Genomic DNA, 18,179 nt, shown 5'->3' with positions numbered 1-18,179 from the left:
TATATTTCGTTTATATTTCAATTAGGTTACAGGCCTTATACTCATTGCAGCCGGCGTGTTAGCAAAGGCGCCAGCCCAAAAATGAATCATAACAAGCTGATAATTAAGACAATACTGCTTTATTTCATCGCCATCGTCTCATAAGGTGGGCGGCTTATTGTTATCGGACCCCAAGAGCCTGAAAGAATGCTGGAAAATATCAACTACGCGCTGTTCGCCGCGATCAACGCCACGCCCGCCTCACCTTCGTGGGCAATTACGCTGGCCACCCTGATCGCCAAAGATTTGATTTTGATTGTTCCTCTACTGACGACCGCACTGTGGCTCTGGAGACCGAACCGGCGCCAGCTGGTATTTAAGGTGATGCTGGCCCTGGCAATAAGCCTGGCGCTGTCGTGGATATTCGGCCTTCTCTTCCCCCACGAGCGCCCCTTTGCCGCCGACGTCGGCTATCAGTTCCTGCACCATTCGCCGAATAACTCGTTCCCAAGCAACCACGGCACCATCAGCTTTACCTTCGCGCTGGCCTTCTTATTCTGGCATCGGCTGGGCTCCGGGGTCGCGCTGCTGGCCGCGGCGGCGGCTATCGCCTGGTCTCGGGTCTATCTCGGCGTGCACTGGCCGCTGGACATGCTCGGCGGCCTGCTGACCGCCATGTGCGGCTGCCTGGCCGCGCAGCTGCTGTGGCACAGCGGCGGCCGTCCGCTCTATCAATACCTGCAGCGCCTGTACCGCCTCTGTTTCTCCCTGCCAATCCGCAAAGGCTGGGTCCGCGAATAGCCCATGCCGGGCGGCCCCTCGTTCGGCGCGAATTGTAGACGCGTGACTAACCCCCTTCCGGCAGGTAAAATTGCCCACTGACGCCCTGCCAACGCAGGGCGATTTCAGCTTAGAGGGATTATGGAAACACGTCGTGATGAACGCATCAGCCAGCTTATTCAGGCACTCAAGCGCAGCGATAAGCTTCACTTAAAAGAAGCCGCAGCGCTGCTTGGCGTTTCTGAAATGACCATCCGTCGCGACCTGAACGGCCATAATGGCCCCGTTGTCCTGCTGGGCGGTTACATCGTCCTCGAGCCGCGCAGCGCCACGCACTACCTGCTTAGCGACCAGAAGACGCGCCTGGTGGATGAAAAACGCCGCGCCGCCCGCCACGCAGCCGGCCTGCTTGAAGCCCACCAGATGGCCTTTTTTGACTGCGGGACCACCACGCCGTGGATCATTGACGCGATTGATAACGCCCTGCCGTTTACCGGCGTCTGCTATTCGCTGAATACCTTTCTTGCGCTGCAGGAAAAGCCCCACTGTCGGGCCATCCTCTGCGGCGGAGAGTTTCACGCCAGCAACGCGATTTTTAAACCGCTGAGCCTGCAGGATACCCTGAGCCATCTGTGCCCGGACATCGCCTTCTACTCGGCGGCGGGAATTGACTGCGAGCAGGGAGCGACCTGCTACAACCTCGAGGAGCTGCCGGTTAAGCACTGGGCGATGAGCAGCGCGCGCTACCACGTGCTGGTGGTGGATCACAGCAAATTCGGTAAGGTCAGGCCGGCGAGGATGGGCGATTTATCGCGTTTTGACGTGATTGCCAGCGACGTCTGTCCGGACGACGACCTGCTGGCGCTGGCGAAGCAAAAACAGATTTCACTGCTGTACTGATCGCGCCCCGCAGGGCGCGACCGGCGGATTACGAGAACCAGCCGCCGAACCAGCCGTGCAGTTTCATCAGCACGAAGTCCATCATTCGGCTAAAGAAGCCGCCTTCGTTGACCGCTTCCATCACGATAAGCGGGCGCTGCTCAATGGTTTTGTCATTGAGCTTAAAGTCGATAGTCCCTACCACCTGCCCTTTGGTCAGCGGCGCCGTCAGCTGCGTATCCTTCAGGGCATAGCTGGCCTTCAGGTTCTTCATCTGGCCGCGCGGAATGGTAATCGAGCCGGCTTCACCCGCGCCGAGCTTCGCTTCGCTGCTGTCGCCAAACCACACGCGCTGGGTGATAAAGGTGGCGTCCGGCTTAATTGGCGTCACGGTTTCATAGAAGCGGAAGCCCCAGGTCAGCAGCTTTTCTGACTCGTTAAAGCGAATACGGTCGGTTTTGGTCCCCAGCACCACGGCAATCAGGCGCATATCGCCCTGCTTTGCCGAGGAGACCAGGTTATAGCCCGCGCCGGCGGTGGTGCCGGTTTTCACGCCGTCGGCGTTGAGGCTGGCGTTCCACAGCAGGCGGTTGCGGTTCGGCTGGCGAATCTTATTGAAGGTAAACTCTTTCTCTTTATGGATGGCGTACTCTTCCGGCACGTCGTGGATCATCGCTTTGGTCAGCAGCGCCATATCGCGGGCGGTACTGAACTGGCCCGGCGCATCAAGGCCGTGGACGGTCATAAAGGTGGTATTGGTCAGGCCCATTTTTTGCGCATAGCCGTTCATCAGGCTAACAAACGCGTCCTGGCTGCCCGCGACGTAGTCAGCAATCGCGATGCTGGCATCGTTGCCGGACTGAATGATGACGCCTTTATTGAGGTCCTCAACCGAGACCTGCATACCCGGCTTGAGGAACATCACCGACGAGCCGCGCAGCGCCGGGTTACCGGTGGCCCAGGCATCGCGGCCGACGGTCACCATATCGGTAGATTTAATCTTGCCCGCTTTCAGCGCCTGCCCGACGACATAGCTGGTCATAATTTTGGTCAGGCTTGCCGGATCGAGTTTTTCATCGGCATTGCCTTCGCTGAGCACCTTGCCGCTGGCGTAGTCCATCAGGACCCAGGCTCGCGCATCAATCGACGGGGCGTCGGGGAGTTGGTCTGCAGCCTGTACCGCAGGTGCAACGAGAACGAGAAGAGCACAGCCTGCCGCGAGGCCGCGAAGGGAAAAAGCATCATGCGTCATAAGAGCCACCCAAGTATCCTTTCCAAACAAAATATGCCGCAGCACTCTATCGGCGCAGCAGCAGCCGGTGAGTAAAGCGTACAAATGACCTTAAAGAAACAGCGAGTTGGTAAAGTTTTTAAAGTTTACGCAATAACCTCGCGTCTTGCTGAAAACAGAGCAATTTTTTTGATCGCGATTGCCTATATATTAACTTTATTCCAACATGATGACTCACCTTGCTGCAACGACGGCTCAATAACTAACGGGAACCGATATGATTACGCTATGGGGCAGAAACAATTCAACTAACGTGAAAAAAGTACGCTGGGTGCTGGAAGAGCTGGACCTTCCCTATCAGCAGATTTTGGCGGGGCTGGAGTTTGGTGTGAATCACGACGCGGAGTATCTGGCGATGAACCCGAACGGCCTGGTGCCGCTGCTGAAGGACGACGGCCTTGTGCTGTGGGAGTCGAACGCCATTATTCGCTATCTGGCGGCGCAGTATGGGCAAAACCGCCTGTGGGTCGACGATCCGGTACGGCGGGCGCAGGGCGACAAATGGATGGACTGGGCCAACGGCTCGCTCTCTCCCGCCCACCGTCCGGTATTGATGGGGCTGGTGAGAACGCCGGAGGAGAAACGCGATCCCGCAGCGATTGCCGCCGGTATTGCCGCCTGTGAAGCGCTCTTCGCCATCCTCGACGACGAGCTGGCGGCGTTCCCGTGGCTCTCCGGCGAATCATTCGGCCTCGGCGATATCGCCGTTGCGCCGTTCGTCTACAACCTGATGAGCATCGTCACGACCTGGCAACCGCGCCCGCACCTGCAGCGCTGGTATCAGCAGATTAGCGAACGCCAGGCCTGGCGCAGCGTGGTGGCGATCCCGGTCACCTGAGGCTAGCCCTGCGGGCTAACCTTCAGCAGTTCGCCGTTGGATTCGTCGGTCAGGACGTACAGATAGCCGTCGGGTCCGACGCGAACGTCGCGGATACGCTGGCCGCGATCGCGCAGAATCCTCGCCTCTTCGCTGACGCTATTGCCCTTGACGTCGAGGACAATCAGCGACTGGTCCTTCAGCGCGCCAATAAACAGCTTGTGCCGCCACTGGGGGAAGGTTGCCGAGTCGTAGAAGGCCATGCCGCTGACGGCGGGCGACGTTTTCCAGACAAACAGCGGCGCTTCGGTTCCGTCCACCGCCGTCCCCTTAGCTTCCGGAATAGGCAGGCCGCTATAATTTATGCCGTGCGTCGCCAGCGGCCAGCCGTAGTTCTTACCTTTCTGCGGGATGTTTATCTCATCCCCGCCGCGCGGACCGTGCTCGTTGAGCCACAGGGTATCGCTCCACGGATTGATCGCCATCCCCTGCGGGTTACGAATACCGTAGGCCCAAATCTCCGGCCTGGCGTCGGCGCGACCGACAAACGGATTGTCCGCCGGAACCTCCCCGGTCTCGGTCAAACGCACCACCTTTCCCTGCAGCTTATCGAGATCCTGGGCCGTTGCGCGCTGGTTATTCTCGCCTAAGCCGATAAACAAATGCCCCTTACCGTCAAATACCAGACGTCCGCCAAAGTGGTTGCCGGTGGAGAGCTTCGGCTGCTGGCGAAATACCACCCTGAAATTCTCCAGCCGCCGGCGATCCTCACTCAGGCGACCGTATCCTGCCGCGGTTCCCGCTTTGCCATCCTCCCCGGCCTCCGCGTAGCTCAGCCACACCCTGCGCGAGTGGGCAAAGTCCGGCGCCAGCGCCACGTCCAGCAATCCGCCCTGCCCGCTGGCCCACACCTGCGGTACGCCGGAAATAGCCGGCGAAAGCCCCTCTCCCTGACGCCAAAGCCTGAGCTCACCGCCGCGCAGGGTGATCAGTATCCCCTGCTGGTCGGGGAGAAACGCCAGCGCCCACGGATGGTCGAGCTTATTTTGCAGGACCTCGACGCGCACCTTCTCGGCGGCGACAGCGGCGGCAGGTAACAGCAGAGCGGCAAGGGTTATCAGGGCTACGGTCTGGCGCATGGCGAACTCCTTTTATCAGCAATGGGATAAGGGTAGCCAGCGCAGGGGATCGGCAGGAGGAGTTTTACATAACATTAAGCAGGGGGGCGTGCCCCCCTGAGTTCAGACGCGGGTCGTTGGCGCTGATGCATTCAGTTTATGAATGTTTAGCGACAAGCCCGCCAGGCAGCGTTCTAGCGTCTCTACGTTAACCGCAATGTAAGACGGACAATCGTGATGCCCGCTCATCAGGCAAACCGCCGCGGAAGCAACGGCTTCACCCGCAAGACGAAGAGCTTCCCTTTCCTCCGGCGTAACGGCGTGCTGCAATCGCGGCGCGCCTTCACGCAGTTCACGACAAAGCTCAAACAGGTTATCACGCAGATGCTCATTCTCGCTGACTGACATATAGCCTTTAGCTTTGCGAAGCTGCAGATAAGCGTCGAGATCAATGTTGGCATTAATCAGCTTATTCAAAAGGTTACGATACAGTCTGTCAACGGTCATCAGGGTTCCTCCTCTGTCATCCATTACCCTAATTATAATATGGTCGTTTTTTGCGCAAAATCATGCGCGAGGTCAATAATTCCCGGTTAATTAACATCATTTACAATGTTACAGCAATGTTTGACACTGCCCGCGCCCGACGCGCTGCTTCCGCGGTCACACAACCAACAAAAAACAATAATTTGTTATACGCTCTCATTATGAGCGTGATTATCATCGGTTGATAAAGTTGGAGTTAAAGCCATTTTTTGCAGTAAAGATCACAAATAACACTTATTAATGTTGCTCGTTAGTGCCGGCGGGTGTCATATCACCCCTCTAAATGTAATACGTATAACAAACAAATAAAAAACGCGAACATCTCCGCTTCGCGGCACTAACCTCTACCCGTTTGAAGGAACTGAAATGATTACGCCCGGCAAAAGAAACTATATCTTGTTGAGTCTTTTCGATTTCCTCTACCTGTTCGCCTGGTCATCTACCATGGCGTTCTTCGTTATCTGGACAACCCAGCATCTGGGCATCAGCGCCACCAAAACCGGCCTGCTGTACTCGGTAAACGCCTTTATCGCCCTGTTGATGCAGCCTTTCTTCGGCTTTATTTCTGATAAGTTCGGCCTGAAAAAGCGGCTGATCTGGATTCTGGTTGCCATGCTGCTGCCGGTTGGCCCGTTCTTTATCTATCTGTACGCCCCGCTGCTGGTCCACAGCTTCTGGCTGGGGGCGCTGCTGGGCGGGGTCTACCTGGGGATTATCTTTAACTCCGGCTGCGGGGTTATCGATTCCTATATCGATAAAATCTCCCGCCGCTATCACTTTGAGTATGGCCGGGTGCGGATGTGGGGCTCTTTAGGCTGGGCAGCGGCGGCATGGATCGTCGGAAAATATATCGATAGCAACCCCAACCTCGCCTTCTGGCTGGCCAGCACTGCCATCGTTATTGCCGCCCTGTGCTTCATGCTGACCAAAGTCGAGCTGACCGAGGCCGAGATTGAAAAAACCAGCGCCCTGAAGGTGAGCCACGCGCTGGAGCTCGCGAAGAATAGTCAGTTCTGGATGCTGCTAATCTTTACCCTGTTCGTTACGCAAATCTACGACACCTACGATCAGCAGTTCGCCCAGTACTTTTCCCTGCAATTTGCCACCCCGGAAGAAGGTAACCGCTGGTACGGCATCCTCGCCTCCATTCAGGTCTGCGGCGAAACGCTCTTTTTATGCCTGATGCCGTGGTTCGTGAACCGTACCGGCGCGAAATGGGTGCTGATTATCGCCGGAATGATTATGTCGGTCAGGATCGTCGGCTCCGCGATCCCGCTCGGCCCGGTGTGGATTGGCGCGGTGAAAATGATGCACGCCCTTGAAAAGCCGCTTATCCTGGTATCCGTGTTCAAGTTTATCGCCGCCAACTTTGATAATAAGCTGTCGTCCACGGTCTATTTACTGGTGCTGTTTGTCGCCTCTATTGCCACCGCCATCTACTCTCCGCTGGCGGGCTATCTGTACGACACCATCGGCTTCGCCCGCACCTATTATATCCTCGGCGGCATCGCCGGCCTGTTCACGCTGATCTCTGTTTTCACGCTGCGTGATAAGCGAGAGCCCCGCGCGCCGGGCACGGCGCCTGCGGGAGACGCCGCCCAATCCTAAAGTCTCATCGCGCCCGGGAGTCTTTCCCGGGCTTTTTCATCATCTGACGCACCATTGCTATACTTTTTTTGATAAACACCTGTAAAATCCCGCCCTGACACCTTCCTTTATGATGAATTTTTAAGCTATGAGCAATGTAACGCACCAGCCGAAGATCGGCTTCGTCTCCCTTGGCTGTCCGAAAAACCTTGTAGACTCAGAACGCATTCTGACCGAACTGCGCACCGAAGGGTATGACGTGGTTCCTACCTACGAGAACGCCGATATGGTTATCGTCAACACCTGCGGCTTTATCGATAGCGCCGTTCAGGAGTCGCTGGAAGCGATTGGTGAAGCTTTAAAAGAAAACGGCAAAGTGATCGTTACCGGCTGCCTGGGCGCAAAAGTCGACCAGATCCGCGAAGTTCACCCGAAAGTGCTGGAGATCACCGGCCCGCACAGCTACGAGCAGGTTCTTGAGCACGTCCACCACTACACGCCGAAGCCGAAGCACAACCCGTTCCTGAGCCTGGTGCCGGAACAGGGCGTTAAGCTAACGCCGCGCCACTACGCTTACCTGAAAATTTCCGAAGGCTGTAACCACCGCTGCACGTTCTGCATCATTCCGTCCATGCGCGGCGATCTGGTGAGCCGTCCAATCGGCGAAGTGCTGTCGGAAGCCAAGCGCCTGGCCGACGCCGGGGTGAAAGAGCTGCTGGTTATCTCTCAGGACACCTCCGCCTACGGCGTTGACGTGAAGCATCGCACCGGTTTCCACAACGGTATGCCGGTGAAAACCAGCATGGTCAGCCTGTGCGAAGAGCTGGCGAAACTGGGTATCTGGGTGCGCCTGCACTACGTTTACCCCTACCCGCACGTTGACGACGTGATCCCGCTGATGGCGGAAGGTAAAATCCTGCCGTATCTCGATATCCCGCTGCAGCACGCCAGCCCGCGGATCCTCAAGATGATGAAACGCCCGGGCTCCGCCGATCGCCAGCTGGCGCGCATCAAGCAGTGGCGCGAAGTCTGCCCTGACCTGACCCTGCGCTCGACCTTTATCGTCGGCTTCCCTGGCGAAACGGAAGAAGATTTCCAGATGCTGCTCGACTTCCTGAAAGAAGCCCGCCTTGACCGCGTAGGCTGCTTTAAATACAGCCCGGTCGATGGCGCAACCGCCAACGAGCTGGCGGATCAGGTAGAAGAAGAGGTGAAAGAGGAGCGCTGGAACCGCTTTATGCAGCTGCAGCAGCAGATCTCCGCCGAACGTCTGCAGGAGAAGGTCGGCCGCGAAATCATGGTACTGATCGACGAAGTTGACGAAGAAGGCGCCATTGGCCGCAGCATGGCCGACGCCCCGGAAATCGACGGCGCGGTGTACCTGAACGGCGAAACCAAAGTGAAACCGGGCGACGTGCTGCGGGTTAAAGTCGAGCACGCCGACGAGTACGACCTGTGGGGAAGCCGGGTTTAATCCGCTTCTTACTCCGGCTACGCGTCAGCGCCAGCCGGAGCCTTCCGGAGGCGGCGCGGCGCGCCCTCTCCGGACGTCTTCTCAGCCTATCCCTTTATTTTCGGATCCAGCGCATCGCGCAGGCCGTCCCCCAGTAGGTTAAACGCCAGCACCGTCAGAAAAATAGCGATCGCCGGGAACAGCGCCACGTGCGGCGCCATCACCATATCCGCCCGCGCTTCGTTCAGCATCGCTCCCCACTCCGGGGTCGGCGGCTGCGCGCCGAGGCCGAGGAATGAGAGGCTGGCGGCGGAGATTATCGACACCCCGATCCGCATGGTGAAATAGACCACAATCGACGACACCGTGCCGGGCAGAATATGGCTGAAGAGGATCGTCGCGTCGCTGGCGCCGATGCTGCGCGCCGACTCGATAAAGGTCTGCTGCTTGAGCACCAGCGTATTGCCGCGCACCAGGCGAGCAAACGCCGGAATGGAGAAGATCGCCACCGCGATGATCACATTCGACATCCCGCTCCCCATGACCGCCACCACGGCGATCGCCAGCAGGATCCCCGGGAACGCAAACAGCACGTCGCAGATGCGCATTATTATCCGGTCCCACCAGCCTTCATAGTAGCCGGCCAGCAGCCCGAGCACGGTGCCGATTGCCGCGCCGATCAGCACCGCCAGCACCCCGGCCGCCAGCGAAATCTGCGCCCCGACCAGCACCCGGCTGAAGATATCCCGGCCCAGCGAATCGACGCCGAACCAGTGCAGCGCCGACGGGCCGTCGTTGAGGCGATCGTAGTCAAAGTAGTTTTCCGCATCGAACGGCGCTACCCACGGCGCCACGACGGCTACCGCGATCAGCAGCAGCACAAACACGCCGGCGCCCATCGCCACCGGCTGACGGCGAAAGCGCCGCCAGAACTCGTGCCACGGCGTACGTATCTGACCGGGTTTTATCCCGGGCATGGCGTTAATAACCGCCTGCCTTCTCCAGTTGAGCAATCGCACCTTACTTGTACCTGATAGCCGGGTTAATGGCGGCGTACAGCACGTCCACCACTAAATTGATAAGAATAAATTCCAGCGAAAACAGCAGGACTTCCGCCTGAATCACCGGATAGTCGCGCATCTCGACCGAATCCACCAGCAGCCGGCCAAGCCCCGGCCAGTTGAAGACTTTCTCCACCACGATCGAGCCGCCGAGCAGGAAGCCAAACTGCAGCCCCATCATCGTCACCACCGGGATCATCGCATTGCGCAGGCCGTGCTTAAGCACCACCAGCGTCTCGCTGACCCCTTTCGCCCGCGCGGTACGCATATAGTCCTCGTGCAGCACATCGACGAAAGAGGCGCGGGTGAAGCGCGCCATCACCGCCGCAACCGCCGCCCCGAGGGTCACGGAGGGCAGAATATAGTGCCGCCAGCTATCGGCGCCCACCGTCGGCAGCCAGCCAAGTTCGACGGAGAAGACCTGCATCAGCAGCATCCCGAGGGCAAACGCCGGAAAGGAGATCCCGGTCACCGCCAGCGCCATCCCCAGCCTGTCCGGCCAGCGGTTGCGCCACACCGCGGCGGCAATCCCCGCCGCCATACCAAACACCACCGCCCAGCTCATGCTGGCCAGCGTCAGCCACAGCGTCGGCATAAAGCGGCTGGCGATCTCGCTGCTCACCGGGCGTCGCGAGGCCATCGAGATGCCAAAATCTCCCTGCAGCACGCTGGTGATATAGTGCCAGAACTGGACGTGCAGCGGCCGATCGAGCCCCAGCTGCTCGCGCACCATCGCGACAACCTGCGCATCGGCTTCCGGTCCGGCAATCAGCCGCGCCGGGTCGCCGGGCAGCATATGCACAAACAGAAAAACCAGCACCGCCACGATCAGCAGGGTGGGAATCAGCCCCAGCAGGCGTTTAAGCACATAATTTAGCATCGCCCCTCCTCACCCGCCCCCTCTGCGCGAACGGCAGAGGGAGCAAGGCCCGGCACCCTCTCTCCGGGAGAGAGGGTTGGGATAAAGGTAACCACCGTCACTGGGCTAAATCCGCCTGCTCAAAGCTGAATCCGGTATCCGGCTGGATATAAAAACCGCTCAGGTTCTTACTGTGTGCGGAGACCAGTTTTTCCACCACCAGCGGCACCCACGGCGACTCTTTCCAGATAATCTCCTGGGCCTGCTTGTAGAGCCGCGTTTTTTCCTGCGCGTCGGTCGTCTTCAGGGCGTCGGTGAGGTCTTTATCCACCTGCGGATTGCCGTAGAAGGCGGTATTAAACAGGGTTGGCGGCCAGTTTTGCGAGGCGAACAGCGGCGACAGCGCCCAGTCGGCTTCACCGGTCGAGGCCGACCAGCCGGTGTAGAACATGCGCACCCCGCTCTCTTTCTGTCCTTTACCTTCCACTTCCGCCGCGCGCTGGCCGGCATCCATCGCCGTCAGCTGCGCCTTAATGCCCACCTGCGCCAGCTGCTGCTGGGTAAACTGCAGCACCTTCTGGGCGGTGCTGTGGTTATGCGATGACCACAGCGTGGTGCTGAATCCGTTAGGGAAACCGGCCTCTTTGAGCAGCTCGCGGGCCTTAGCCGGATCGTACGGCCAGGGTTTAAAGGTCTCGGCATAGGCGATGGACGGCGGCACGACGCCGGTCGCCGGGGTGGCGTACCCGGCGAAGGCAACCTTCACCAGCGCCTGGCGGTTGATGGCGTAGTTAATCGCCTCGCGCACCTTCGGATTATCAAACGGCTTCTGCGTGACGTTCATGCTGATATAACGCTGCATGATCGACGGGCTGGCAACCAGCTCCAGCTTGTCGTTTTTCGCCAGCAGCGGCGCCTGCTCGTAGGGGATCGGGAAGGCAAACTGCGCTTCGCCGGTTTGCAGCATCGCGGCGCGGGTGTTGTTATCCACCACCGGACGCCAGGTAATAGAGTCCAGTTTCGGCAGGCCCGGCTGCCAGTAGCCGGCAAACTTCGTCACCTTCACAAAATCGGTCTGGTTCCAGGTATCGAGCTGATACGGCCCGGTACCGACGGGATGGAAGCCAATCTCTTTACCATATTTTTTCAGCGCCGCCGGAGAGATCATCGCCGTAGCCGGGTGGGCCAGGACGTTGATAAACGCCGAGAAAGGCTGCTTAAGGGTGATTTTCACCGTCGCCGGGTCAACCGCTTCGGTGCTGGCGATATTTTTGTACAGGTTATAGCGCTTGAGATGGTTTTCCGGATTGCTGGCGCGGTCGAGGTTGGCCTTCACCGCCTCGGCGTTAAAGTCGGTGCCGTCCTGGAACTTGACGCCCGGGTGCAGCTTAATAGTGTAGACCAGGCCGTCGGGCGAAACGGTATAGCTCTGCGCAAGAACGTTTTCCAGCTTCATCTCTTTATCAAGGCCGAACAGCCCCTGATAGAACGATTTGGCCACGGCCTGGGATAAGGTGTCGTTGGCATCATAGGGGTCGAGGGTCGTGAAGTTAGAGCCGACCGCCACCACCACATCTTTTGCGGCCAGCGCCGGCGCCGTCGCCAGCGCCGAAGCGACGCCCAGCGCCAGCAACCATTTGCGTGATACGCGTTGTGTCATGTTGTTCTCCTGAAATGCTGCGTTATTGGTGTCGTTGTTATCTGCCCAGCACGTCGGCGGCAGGTTCCCTGGCAACGAAATGCCCGGGCCCTACCTCTTGTAGCGGCGCGCTGGCTACCTCTTCCCCTCGCTTATAGATGTTGCCCGGCAGCTCGTCTGAAAGCAGAACGCGCTGCGGATGACGATGCGCCGGGTCGGCCACCGGTACGGCGGCCATCAGCTTGCGGGTATAGGGATGCTGCGGGTTTTCAAATACGGCGCGGCGCGGGCCAATCTCAACGATCCGCCCGCGATACATCACCGCAACGCGATGGCTGATGCGCTCAACCACCGCCATATCGTGGGAAATAAACAAAAAGGCGATGCCCATTTCACGCTGTAAATCGAGCATCAGGTTAATAATCTGCGCGCGAATAGAGACGTCGAGCGCCGAAACCGACTCATCGGCAATCACCACTTTGGGATTCAGCGCCAGCGCCCGCGCAATGCATACGCGCTGGCGCTGGCCGCCGGAAAACTCGTGCGGATAGCGCCAGGCGTGCTCCGGCTGCAGGCCGACGCGTTCAAGCAGCCAGGCCACGCGCTGACGGGCCGCTTCGCCTGCCAGCAGGCCGTGTACGCTCAGCGGCTCCATGATCGAGTAGCCCACCGTTTGCCGCGGATCGAGCGAGGCGTACGGGTCCTGGAAAATAAACTGTATATCGCGGCGCAGCGCCTGCAGCTTACCGCTTGCCAGGGTATCGATACGCTCGCCGTTAAACACGATAGTCCCGCTCTCGGTCGCCACCAGCCGCAGCAGCGCCCGACCGGTGGTGGATTTACCGCAGCCGGACTCACCGACCAGCGCCAGGGTTTCCCCCGGCCAGAGGTCAAAGCTGACTTTTTCAACCGCATGCACCTCGCGGGTCACCCGGTTCAAAATGCCGCTGCGCAGCGGGAAGCGCGCCACCAGGTCGCGCACCTGCAGAATCGGCTCGCCGGCGACAACGGTATCCTGTTCGCCGTCATCGGGCGCACTCTGGTTGAGCAGCGGGAAGCGGCGCGGCAGGTCGCTGCCGCGCATCGAGCCTAAGCGCGGAACGGCTGCCAGCAGCACCTGGGTGTAAGGATGCGCAGGCGCGCGGAAAATATCCTCCACCGTTCCGCTCTCCACCGCTTCGCCGCGGTACATCACCAGCACGCGGTCGGCAATATCGGCCACCACGCCCATATCGTGAGTAATAAAAATAACCCCCATCTCCATCTCTTTTTGCAGCACGGCAATCAGCTGGAGGATCTGCGCCTGGATGGTGACATCCAGCGCGGTGGTGGGCTCGTCGGCAATCAGCACCGCCGGACGGCAGGAGAGCGCCATGGCGATCATCACCCGCTGGCGCATCCCGCCGGAGAGCTGATGCGGATAGCGCGACAGCATCGCTTCCGCCTCCGGTATCCGCACCTGATCGAGCATTTTCTTCGCTTCGCGCAGGGCCTCGTCATGGCCCAGATTCTGGTGCAGGCGAATGGACTCGGCGATCTGTTCCCCGATGGTAAATACCGGATTCAGCGAGGTCATCGGCTCCTGGAAAATCATCGCGATATCCGCCCCGCGCACGTGGCGCATTGCCGAAGCGGACTGTTCGCTCAGCGCAATGACCTGACGATTGCGCCGGCGCAGCCACAGCGCGTCGCTGCTGACCTGGCTGGCGGCGTCATCGAGCAGGCGCATCAGCGCCAGCGCGGTGACCGACTTCCCCGAGCCCGACTCGCCCACGATGGCTAACGTTTCGCCGCGCCGCAGGTTGAACGAAAGATGCCGCACCGCAGAAAAGGTCTGCTGCTCCTGGCTGAACGCCACGTTCAGATCGCGCACCAGCAGCACATCATTGGCGTCGATTTCTTGACTATGCGGCAACGTCCCTACCCCCTTATTCCCGATAAATTCCAATAGTGGGCGTATCGCCCGCGTAGCACCAGGCCCGATACATGCCTTCGCTGTTAAACGGCAGCACCACGTTACCTTCTCTGTCGATGGCAATCAGGCCGCCGCTGCCGCCGAGGGCCGGCAGCTTCTCCATCACCACCCGCTCGCAGGCCTCATGCAGGCTCAGGTTCGCGTACTCCATCAGGGCGGCGATATCGTAGGCCGCCAGGGTGCGGATAAACACCTCGCCGGTGCCGGTACAGGAGACCGCCACGCTGGCGTTATTGGCGTAGCAGCCGGCGCCGGGCAGCGGGCTATCGCCAACGCGTCCAGGAAGCTTGTTGGTCATCCCGCCGGTGGAGGTCGCGGCGGCGAGGTTGCCGGCAATATCCAGCGCCACCGCGCCGACGGTGCCCATTTTATGCCGCTCGTCCAGCGGCGCGGCGCCGTGGTCGAGGAGTATCTCATCGTCCGCCTGCGCCTGCTGCAGCTGCAGGCGGCGCTCGGTCGTCGAGAAGAGATCGTTTTCCACCCGCGCCATCCCGTGAGAGGCGGCGAACGCCTCCGCCCCTTCACCAATCAGCAGCACGTGCGGGCTCTCCTCCAGCACCAGCCGCGCCGCCAGGATCGGGTTGCGCAGATGCTTAACGCCGGCAACCGCCCCGGCGTGCAGGCTGTTGCCGTCCATTACGCAGGCGTCGAGCTCATGGGTGGCGTCCCGGGTAAATACCGACCCGATGCCGGCGTTAAACAGCGGACACTCCTCCAGCTGGCGCACCGCCTCGGTTACCGTATCCAGCGCGCTGGCGCCCGCCGCCAGCATTTTCTGCCCGCTATCGACAATCGCCGACAGCGCCGCCACGAACTGCCGCTCGCGCTCCGGCGTCAGCTGCGAGCGGCTAATTGCCCCCGCGCCGCCGTGAATTGCTATCACCGCCTTGCTCATTCCGCTATTCCTTCCTGCTGCGCCGATCCGCCGTGGGTTGCGCTATTGATTCACGCCGCATCAGGTCTCTGCCCTCGCAAAGCGAGCTTAAATAATAAAGTGTATAGATATCATTATCGTGCTGACTGTCCTATACAATTTTTGAATATAGAAAGAGCGGACGGTGATGTAAAGCCTGTACCCAGGTGGCATATAGCCGCCCGCACTTTTCTGCCATAATAGGCGTTTTCGATGTTTGCCCGCAGGAGAAACCCATGGATTTTACCGCCGGACTGATGCCTCTCGACACAGCCCTGACCCAGATGCTCAACCGTATTACGCCGCTGAATGCGGTGGAAACCGTGCCGCTGTTGCAGGCCTTTTCGCGCGTCACCGCCCATGATCTCGTTTCGCCGCTGGACGTCCCCGGGTTTGATAACTCGGCCATGGACGGCTACGCCGTACGCCTTGCCGATCTTGCCGACGGCGCGGCGCTGCCGATCGCCGGGAAAGCGTTCGCCGGCCAGCCGTTCCACGCTGCCTGGCCCGCAGGCACCTGCATTCGCATTATGACCGGTGCGCCGGTGCCGCAGGGCTGCGATGCGGTGGTGATGCAGGAAGAGACCGAGCAAACCGCCGACGGCGTTCGCTTCATCGCCGCGGTAAAACCCGGCCAGAATATTCGTCGGCGCGGGGAAGATATCGCTCACGGCGCGGTGGTATTCCCGGCCGGTACGCCGCTGACCGTCGCGGAGCTGCCGGTGCTGGCGTCGTTGGGCATCGCCGACGTCGAGGTGGTGCGCAAAGTTCGCGTGGCGGTCTTCTCTACCGGCGACGAGCTGCAGCTGCCGGGCCAGCCGCTTGGCGACGGGCAAATCTACGATACCAACCGCCTGGCGGTGCACCTGATGCTCCAGCAGCTGGGCTGCGAGGTGATCAACCTCGGCATTATTGCCGACGACCCGGCAAAACTGCGGGCGGCGTTTATCGCCGCCGACCAGCAGGCCGACGTGGTGATTAGCTCGGGCGGCGTCTCGGTCGGCGAAGCGGATTACACCAAAGAGATCCTCGAAGAGCTCGGCGAAATCGGCTTCTGGAAGCTGGCGATCAAGCCCGGTAAACCTTTTGCTTTCGGCAAGCTCAGCAACAGCTGGTTCTGCGGCCTGCCGGGCAATCCGGTTTCCGCCACCCTCACCTTCTATCAGCTGGTGCTGCCGCTGCTGGCAAAACTGAGCGGCAGCGCGGCCAGCGCGCAGCCAATGCGCCTGCGCGTGCGGGCGGCGACGCGACTGAAAAAGTCTCCGGGGCGCCTCGACTTCCAGCGCGGCGTGCTGCAGCGTAACCCGGACGGCGAGCTGGTGGTGACGTCCACCGGCCATCAGGGTTCGCACATCTTCAGCTCCTTCAGCCAGGGTAACTGCTTTATCGTGCTGGAGCGCGAGCGCGGTCACGTGGAAGCGGGCGAGTGGGTCGAAGTCGAACCCTTTAACCACCTCCTCGGAGGGCTGTAATGGACGTTGAGCTGAGCGATGAGGAGATGCTGCGCTACAACCGGCAGATAATCCTGCGCAATTTCGATTTTGACGGTCAGGAGCGGCTGAAGGGCGCCCGGGTGCTGGTGGTCGGCCTCGGCGGTCTGGGCTGCGCTGCCGCCCAGTATCTGGCGGCGGCCGGCGTCGGCGAGCTTACCCTGCTCGATTTCGATAGCGTCTCGCTCTCCAATCTACAGCGCCAGACGCTGCACAGCGATGCCGCTATTGGTTTGCCGAAGGTGGACTCCGCCCGCAACTCGCTGGCGCGAATCAACCCTCACGTGCGGCTCACCCCGCTTAATGCGCTGCTCGACCAGCCGGCGCTGGCGGCGCAGATCGCCGCCCACGACCTGGTGCTCGACTGTACCGATAACGTGACGATACGCAATCAGCTTAACGCCGGCTGTTTTCAGCATAAAACGCCGCTGGTCTCCGGCGCCGCGATCCGCATGGAGGGGCAAATCAGCGTCTTTATGTATCAGGATAACGAGCCCTGCTATCGCTGCCTGAGCCGGCTGTTCGGCGAGAACGCCCTCACCTGCGTTGAGGCCGGGGTGATGGCGCCGCTGGTCGGCGTCATTGGCTCCCTGCAGGCGATGGAGGCCATTAAAGTCTTAACTCAGTACGGCACGCCTGCCGCAGGCAGGCTGGTCATGTACGACGCCATGACCTGCCAGTTCCGCGAAATGAAGCTAATGCGCGACCCGCAGTGCGAGGTTTGCGCCAGCCGCTAGCCCTTCTCCGGCGGCGGCCGTCGCCGGAAAATTTGTGACCGACCGCGACTTTCCCCTCTTCGCCTCAGCGGCCCGCCCCGCTTGTTGATTTGCATCAATGTAAGTTTCATTCGAAAGTAATTTAATCTTCATATGCAAAACAGGGGGGTCTCATGATTTTCAACATTCAGCGCTACTCAACCCATGACGGCCCAGGGATCCGCACCGTCGTATTCCTCAAAGGCTGCTCGCTGGGCTGCCGCTGGTGTCAGAACCCGGAAAGCCGCTCCCGCACCGCGGATCTGCTGTACGACCCCCGCCTGTGCCTTGCCGGCTGCAATCTGTGCCAGCAGGCGGCGCCGGATGCAATAACCCGCAGCCTCGACGGCCTGATTATCCACCGCCAGAAGCTCACCGCCGAAGGCTATGAGTCGCTGCGCGACTGCTGCCCGACCACCGCCCTCAGCGTATGCGGCGAAGAAAAAGAGGTGGCGCAGATTATGGCCACGGTGCTGCGCGATAAGCCTTTTTACGATCGCAGCGGCGGCGGGGTCACCCTTTCCGGCGGCGAGCCGTTTATGAATCCCGAGCTGGCGCAGCAGCTGCTGCAGGCCAGCCGCGCGGCGGGAATTCACACCGCGGTCGAAACCTGCCTGCACGTGCCGTGGAAATACGTTGAGCCCTCGCTGCCCTGGGTTGACCTGTTCCTCGCCGACCTCAAGCACGTCAACGAAGCCATTTTCAAAGAGTGGACCGACGGCAGCGCCGGTCGGGTGCTCGATAACCTGCAGCGCGTGGCGCAGGCGGGGAAAAAAATCATCATCCGCGTCCCGCTGATTCAGGGCTTTAACGCCGATGAGGCGACGATCGCCGCGATTACCGACTTTGCCGCCGACCGCCTGCGGGTTGGCGAGATCCACTTCCTGCCGTACCACACGCTGGGAATGAACAAATATCAGCTACTCAGTCAGCCCTATACCGCTCCGGACAAACCCCTTGCTGCCCCCGAGCTGCTCGCCTTCGCGCAGACCTACGCTCAGAGCAAAGGTTTAACGGCTACTCTACGAGGATAAAAT

Annotated in this window: 16 protein-coding genes; 8 read left to right on the top strand and 8 right to left on the bottom strand. The window is 60.1% G+C overall.

All coding sequences use genetic code 11. The annotated features are described in order from the left end of the window. Window positions 1–186 precede the first annotated feature (186 nt). Window positions 187–780 (top strand): undecaprenyl-diphosphate phosphatase, encoded by a 594-nt coding sequence (gene ybjG, locus EDF75_RS03100; protein WP_133597004.1) that lies wholly within the window; start codon window positions 187–189, stop codon window positions 778–780. 120 nt (window positions 781–900) lie between these two features. Next, a complete protein-coding gene (gene deoR, locus EDF75_RS03095) occupies window positions 901–1,659 on the top strand; it encodes a DNA-binding transcriptional repressor DeoR (RefSeq protein WP_045854601.1) in 759 nt (252 codons plus the stop codon). Between the two features lie 28 nt (window positions 1,660–1,687). Here deoR and dacC read toward each other — a convergent pair whose 3' ends face one another. Next, on the bottom strand, window positions 1,688–2,890 hold the full coding sequence (gene dacC / locus EDF75_RS03090) for a serine-type D-Ala-D-Ala carboxypeptidase (RefSeq protein ID WP_045854600.1): 1,203 nt from the start codon (window positions 2,888–2,890) through the stop codon (window positions 1,688–1,690). 256 nt (window positions 2,891–3,146) lie between these two features. On the opposite strand from dacC, the gene EDF75_RS03085 reads away from it, so the two are divergent. Continuing rightward, on the top strand, window positions 3,147–3,767 hold the full coding sequence (locus tag EDF75_RS03085; protein ID WP_133597002.1) for a glutathione S-transferase family protein: 621 nt from the start codon (window positions 3,147–3,149) through the stop codon (window positions 3,765–3,767). A 2-nt stretch (window positions 3,768–3,769) separates the two neighbouring features. On the opposite strand, the gene EDF75_RS03080 is transcribed toward EDF75_RS03085, so the two are convergent. Then, the gene (locus EDF75_RS03080; protein ID WP_133597000.1) at window positions 3,770–4,885 is read right to left on the bottom strand and encodes a PQQ-dependent sugar dehydrogenase; all 1,116 of its coding nucleotides are present in this window, start codon (window positions 4,883–4,885) and stop codon (window positions 3,770–3,772) included. Between the two features lie 102 nt (window positions 4,886–4,987). Continuing rightward, on the bottom strand, window positions 4,988–5,371 hold the full coding sequence (gene bssR, locus EDF75_RS03075) for a biofilm formation regulator BssR (RefSeq protein ID WP_133596998.1): 384 nt from the start codon (window positions 5,369–5,371) through the stop codon (window positions 4,988–4,990). Between the two features lie 408 nt (window positions 5,372–5,779). On the opposite strand from bssR, the gene EDF75_RS03070 reads away from it, so the two are divergent. Together EDF75_RS03070 and rimO are read left to right on the top strand one after the other, a co-directional pair. Next, window positions 5,780–7,018, top strand: a complete 1,239-nt coding sequence (locus EDF75_RS03070; RefSeq protein WP_166646132.1) for an oligosaccharide MFS transporter — start codon at window positions 5,780–5,782, stop codon at window positions 7,016–7,018. 127 nt (window positions 7,019–7,145) lie between these two features. Then, window positions 7,146–8,471, top strand: a complete 1,326-nt coding sequence (gene rimO / locus EDF75_RS03065; RefSeq protein WP_133596995.1) for a 30S ribosomal protein S12 methylthiotransferase RimO — start codon at window positions 7,146–7,148, stop codon at window positions 8,469–8,471. 86 nt (window positions 8,472–8,557) lie between these two features. Here the strand turns inward: rimO and gsiD are convergent, their stop codons facing one another. The 5 genes from gsiD to iaaA form a co-directional block, all read right to left on the bottom strand. Continuing rightward, window positions 8,558–9,469 carry a glutathione ABC transporter permease GsiD gene (gsiD, locus tag EDF75_RS03060; protein WP_045854591.1) on the bottom strand — a complete coding sequence of 304 codons (912 nt, stop codon included), beginning with the start codon at window positions 9,467–9,469 and terminating at the stop codon, window positions 8,558–8,560. Between the two features lies 1 nt (window position 9,470). Continuing rightward, window positions 9,471–10,391 (bottom strand): glutathione ABC transporter permease GsiC, encoded by a 921-nt coding sequence (gene gsiC, locus EDF75_RS03055; RefSeq protein WP_041144732.1) that lies wholly within the window; start codon window positions 10,389–10,391, stop codon window positions 9,471–9,473. A gap of 97 nt (window positions 10,392–10,488) precedes the next feature. Next, window positions 10,489–12,030: a glutathione ABC transporter substrate-binding protein GsiB gene (gsiB, locus tag EDF75_RS03050; protein ID WP_133596993.1), complete on the bottom strand. Its 1,542-nt coding sequence runs from the start codon at window positions 12,028–12,030 to the stop codon at window positions 10,489–10,491. Between the two features lie 37 nt (window positions 12,031–12,067). Beyond that, window positions 12,068–13,924, bottom strand: a complete 1,857-nt coding sequence (gene gsiA, locus EDF75_RS03045) for a glutathione ABC transporter ATP-binding protein GsiA (RefSeq protein WP_133596991.1) — start codon at window positions 13,922–13,924, stop codon at window positions 12,068–12,070. Window positions 13,925–13,937: 13 nt separating this feature from the next. Continuing rightward, a complete protein-coding gene (gene iaaA / locus EDF75_RS03040) occupies window positions 13,938–14,879 on the bottom strand; it encodes a beta-aspartyl-peptidase (RefSeq protein ID WP_133596989.1) in 942 nt (313 codons plus the stop codon). Window positions 14,880–15,133: 254 nt separating this feature from the next. Here iaaA and moeA point away from each other — a divergent pair, with 254 nt between their 5' ends. The 3 genes from moeA to EDF75_RS03025 all read left to right on the top strand — a co-directional run bounded on the left by moeA (window position 15,134) and on the right by EDF75_RS03025 (window position 18,176). After that, window positions 15,134–16,369, top strand: coding sequence for a molybdopterin molybdotransferase MoeA (gene moeA / locus EDF75_RS03035; RefSeq protein ID WP_133596987.1), 1,236 nt, complete (start codon window positions 15,134–15,136; stop codon window positions 16,367–16,369). Then, window positions 16,369–17,124 (top strand): molybdopterin-synthase adenylyltransferase MoeB, encoded by a 756-nt coding sequence (moeB, locus tag EDF75_RS03030; protein ID WP_133596985.1) that lies wholly within the window; start codon window positions 16,369–16,371, stop codon window positions 17,122–17,124. Before moeA ends, moeB begins: the two co-directional genes overlap by 1 nt. Window positions 17,125–17,276: 152 nt before the next feature. Then, window positions 17,277–18,176: a glycyl-radical enzyme activating protein gene (locus tag EDF75_RS03025; protein ID WP_133596983.1), complete on the top strand. Its 900-nt coding sequence runs from the start codon at window positions 17,277–17,279 to the stop codon at window positions 18,174–18,176. Window positions 18,177–18,179: the final 3 nt, after the last annotated feature.

Origin of the sequence: Klebsiella sp. BIGb0149, from assembly GCF_004362605.1 — a bacterium.
GTDB lineage: Bacteria > Pseudomonadota > Gammaproteobacteria > Enterobacterales > Enterobacteriaceae > Klebsiella > Klebsiella terrigena.
The sequence above is the reverse complement of the archived record's forward strand: the minus strand, read 5'-3'. Positions and strand labels throughout refer to the sequence as shown.

Bases quoted from the DNA above. Each gene is read 5' to 3' on its own strand.
- bssR (WP_133596998.1), bottom strand. From the start codon at position 5,371: ATGACCGTTGACAGACTGTATCGTAACCTTTTGAATAAGCTGATTAAT.
- moeA (WP_133596987.1), top strand. From the start codon at position 15,134: ATGGATTTTACCGCCGGACTGATGCCTCTCGACACAGCCCTGACCCAG.
- rimO (WP_133596995.1), top strand. From the start codon at position 7,146: ATGAGCAATGTAACGCACCAGCCGAAGATCGGCTTCGTCTCCCTTGGC.
- EDF75_RS03085 (WP_133597002.1), top strand. From the start codon at position 3,147: ATGATTACGCTATGGGGCAGAAACAATTCAACTAACGTGAAAAAAGTA.
- gsiC (WP_041144732.1), bottom strand. From the start codon at position 10,391: ATGCTAAATTATGTGCTTAAACGCCTGCTGGGGCTGATTCCCACCCTG.
- moeB (WP_133596985.1), top strand. From the start codon at position 16,369: ATGGACGTTGAGCTGAGCGATGAGGAGATGCTGCGCTACAACCGGCAG.
- dacC (WP_045854600.1), bottom strand. From the start codon at position 2,890: ATGACGCATGATGCTTTTTCCCTTCGCGGCCTCGCGGCAGGCTGTGCT.
- ybjG (WP_133597004.1), top strand. From the start codon at position 187: ATGCTGGAAAATATCAACTACGCGCTGTTCGCCGCGATCAACGCCACG.
- EDF75_RS03025 (WP_133596983.1), top strand. From the start codon at position 17,277: ATGATTTTCAACATTCAGCGCTACTCAACCCATGACGGCCCAGGGATC.
- deoR (WP_045854601.1), top strand. From the start codon at position 901: ATGGAAACACGTCGTGATGAACGCATCAGCCAGCTTATTCAGGCACTC.
- iaaA (WP_133596989.1), bottom strand. From the start codon at position 14,879: ATGAGCAAGGCGGTGATAGCAATTCACGGCGGCGCGGGGGCAATTAGC.
- EDF75_RS03080 (WP_133597000.1), bottom strand. From the start codon at position 4,885: ATGCGCCAGACCGTAGCCCTGATAACCCTTGCCGCTCTGCTGTTACCT.
- gsiB (WP_133596993.1), bottom strand. From the start codon at position 12,030: ATGACACAACGCGTATCACGCAAATGGTTGCTGGCGCTGGGCGTCGCT.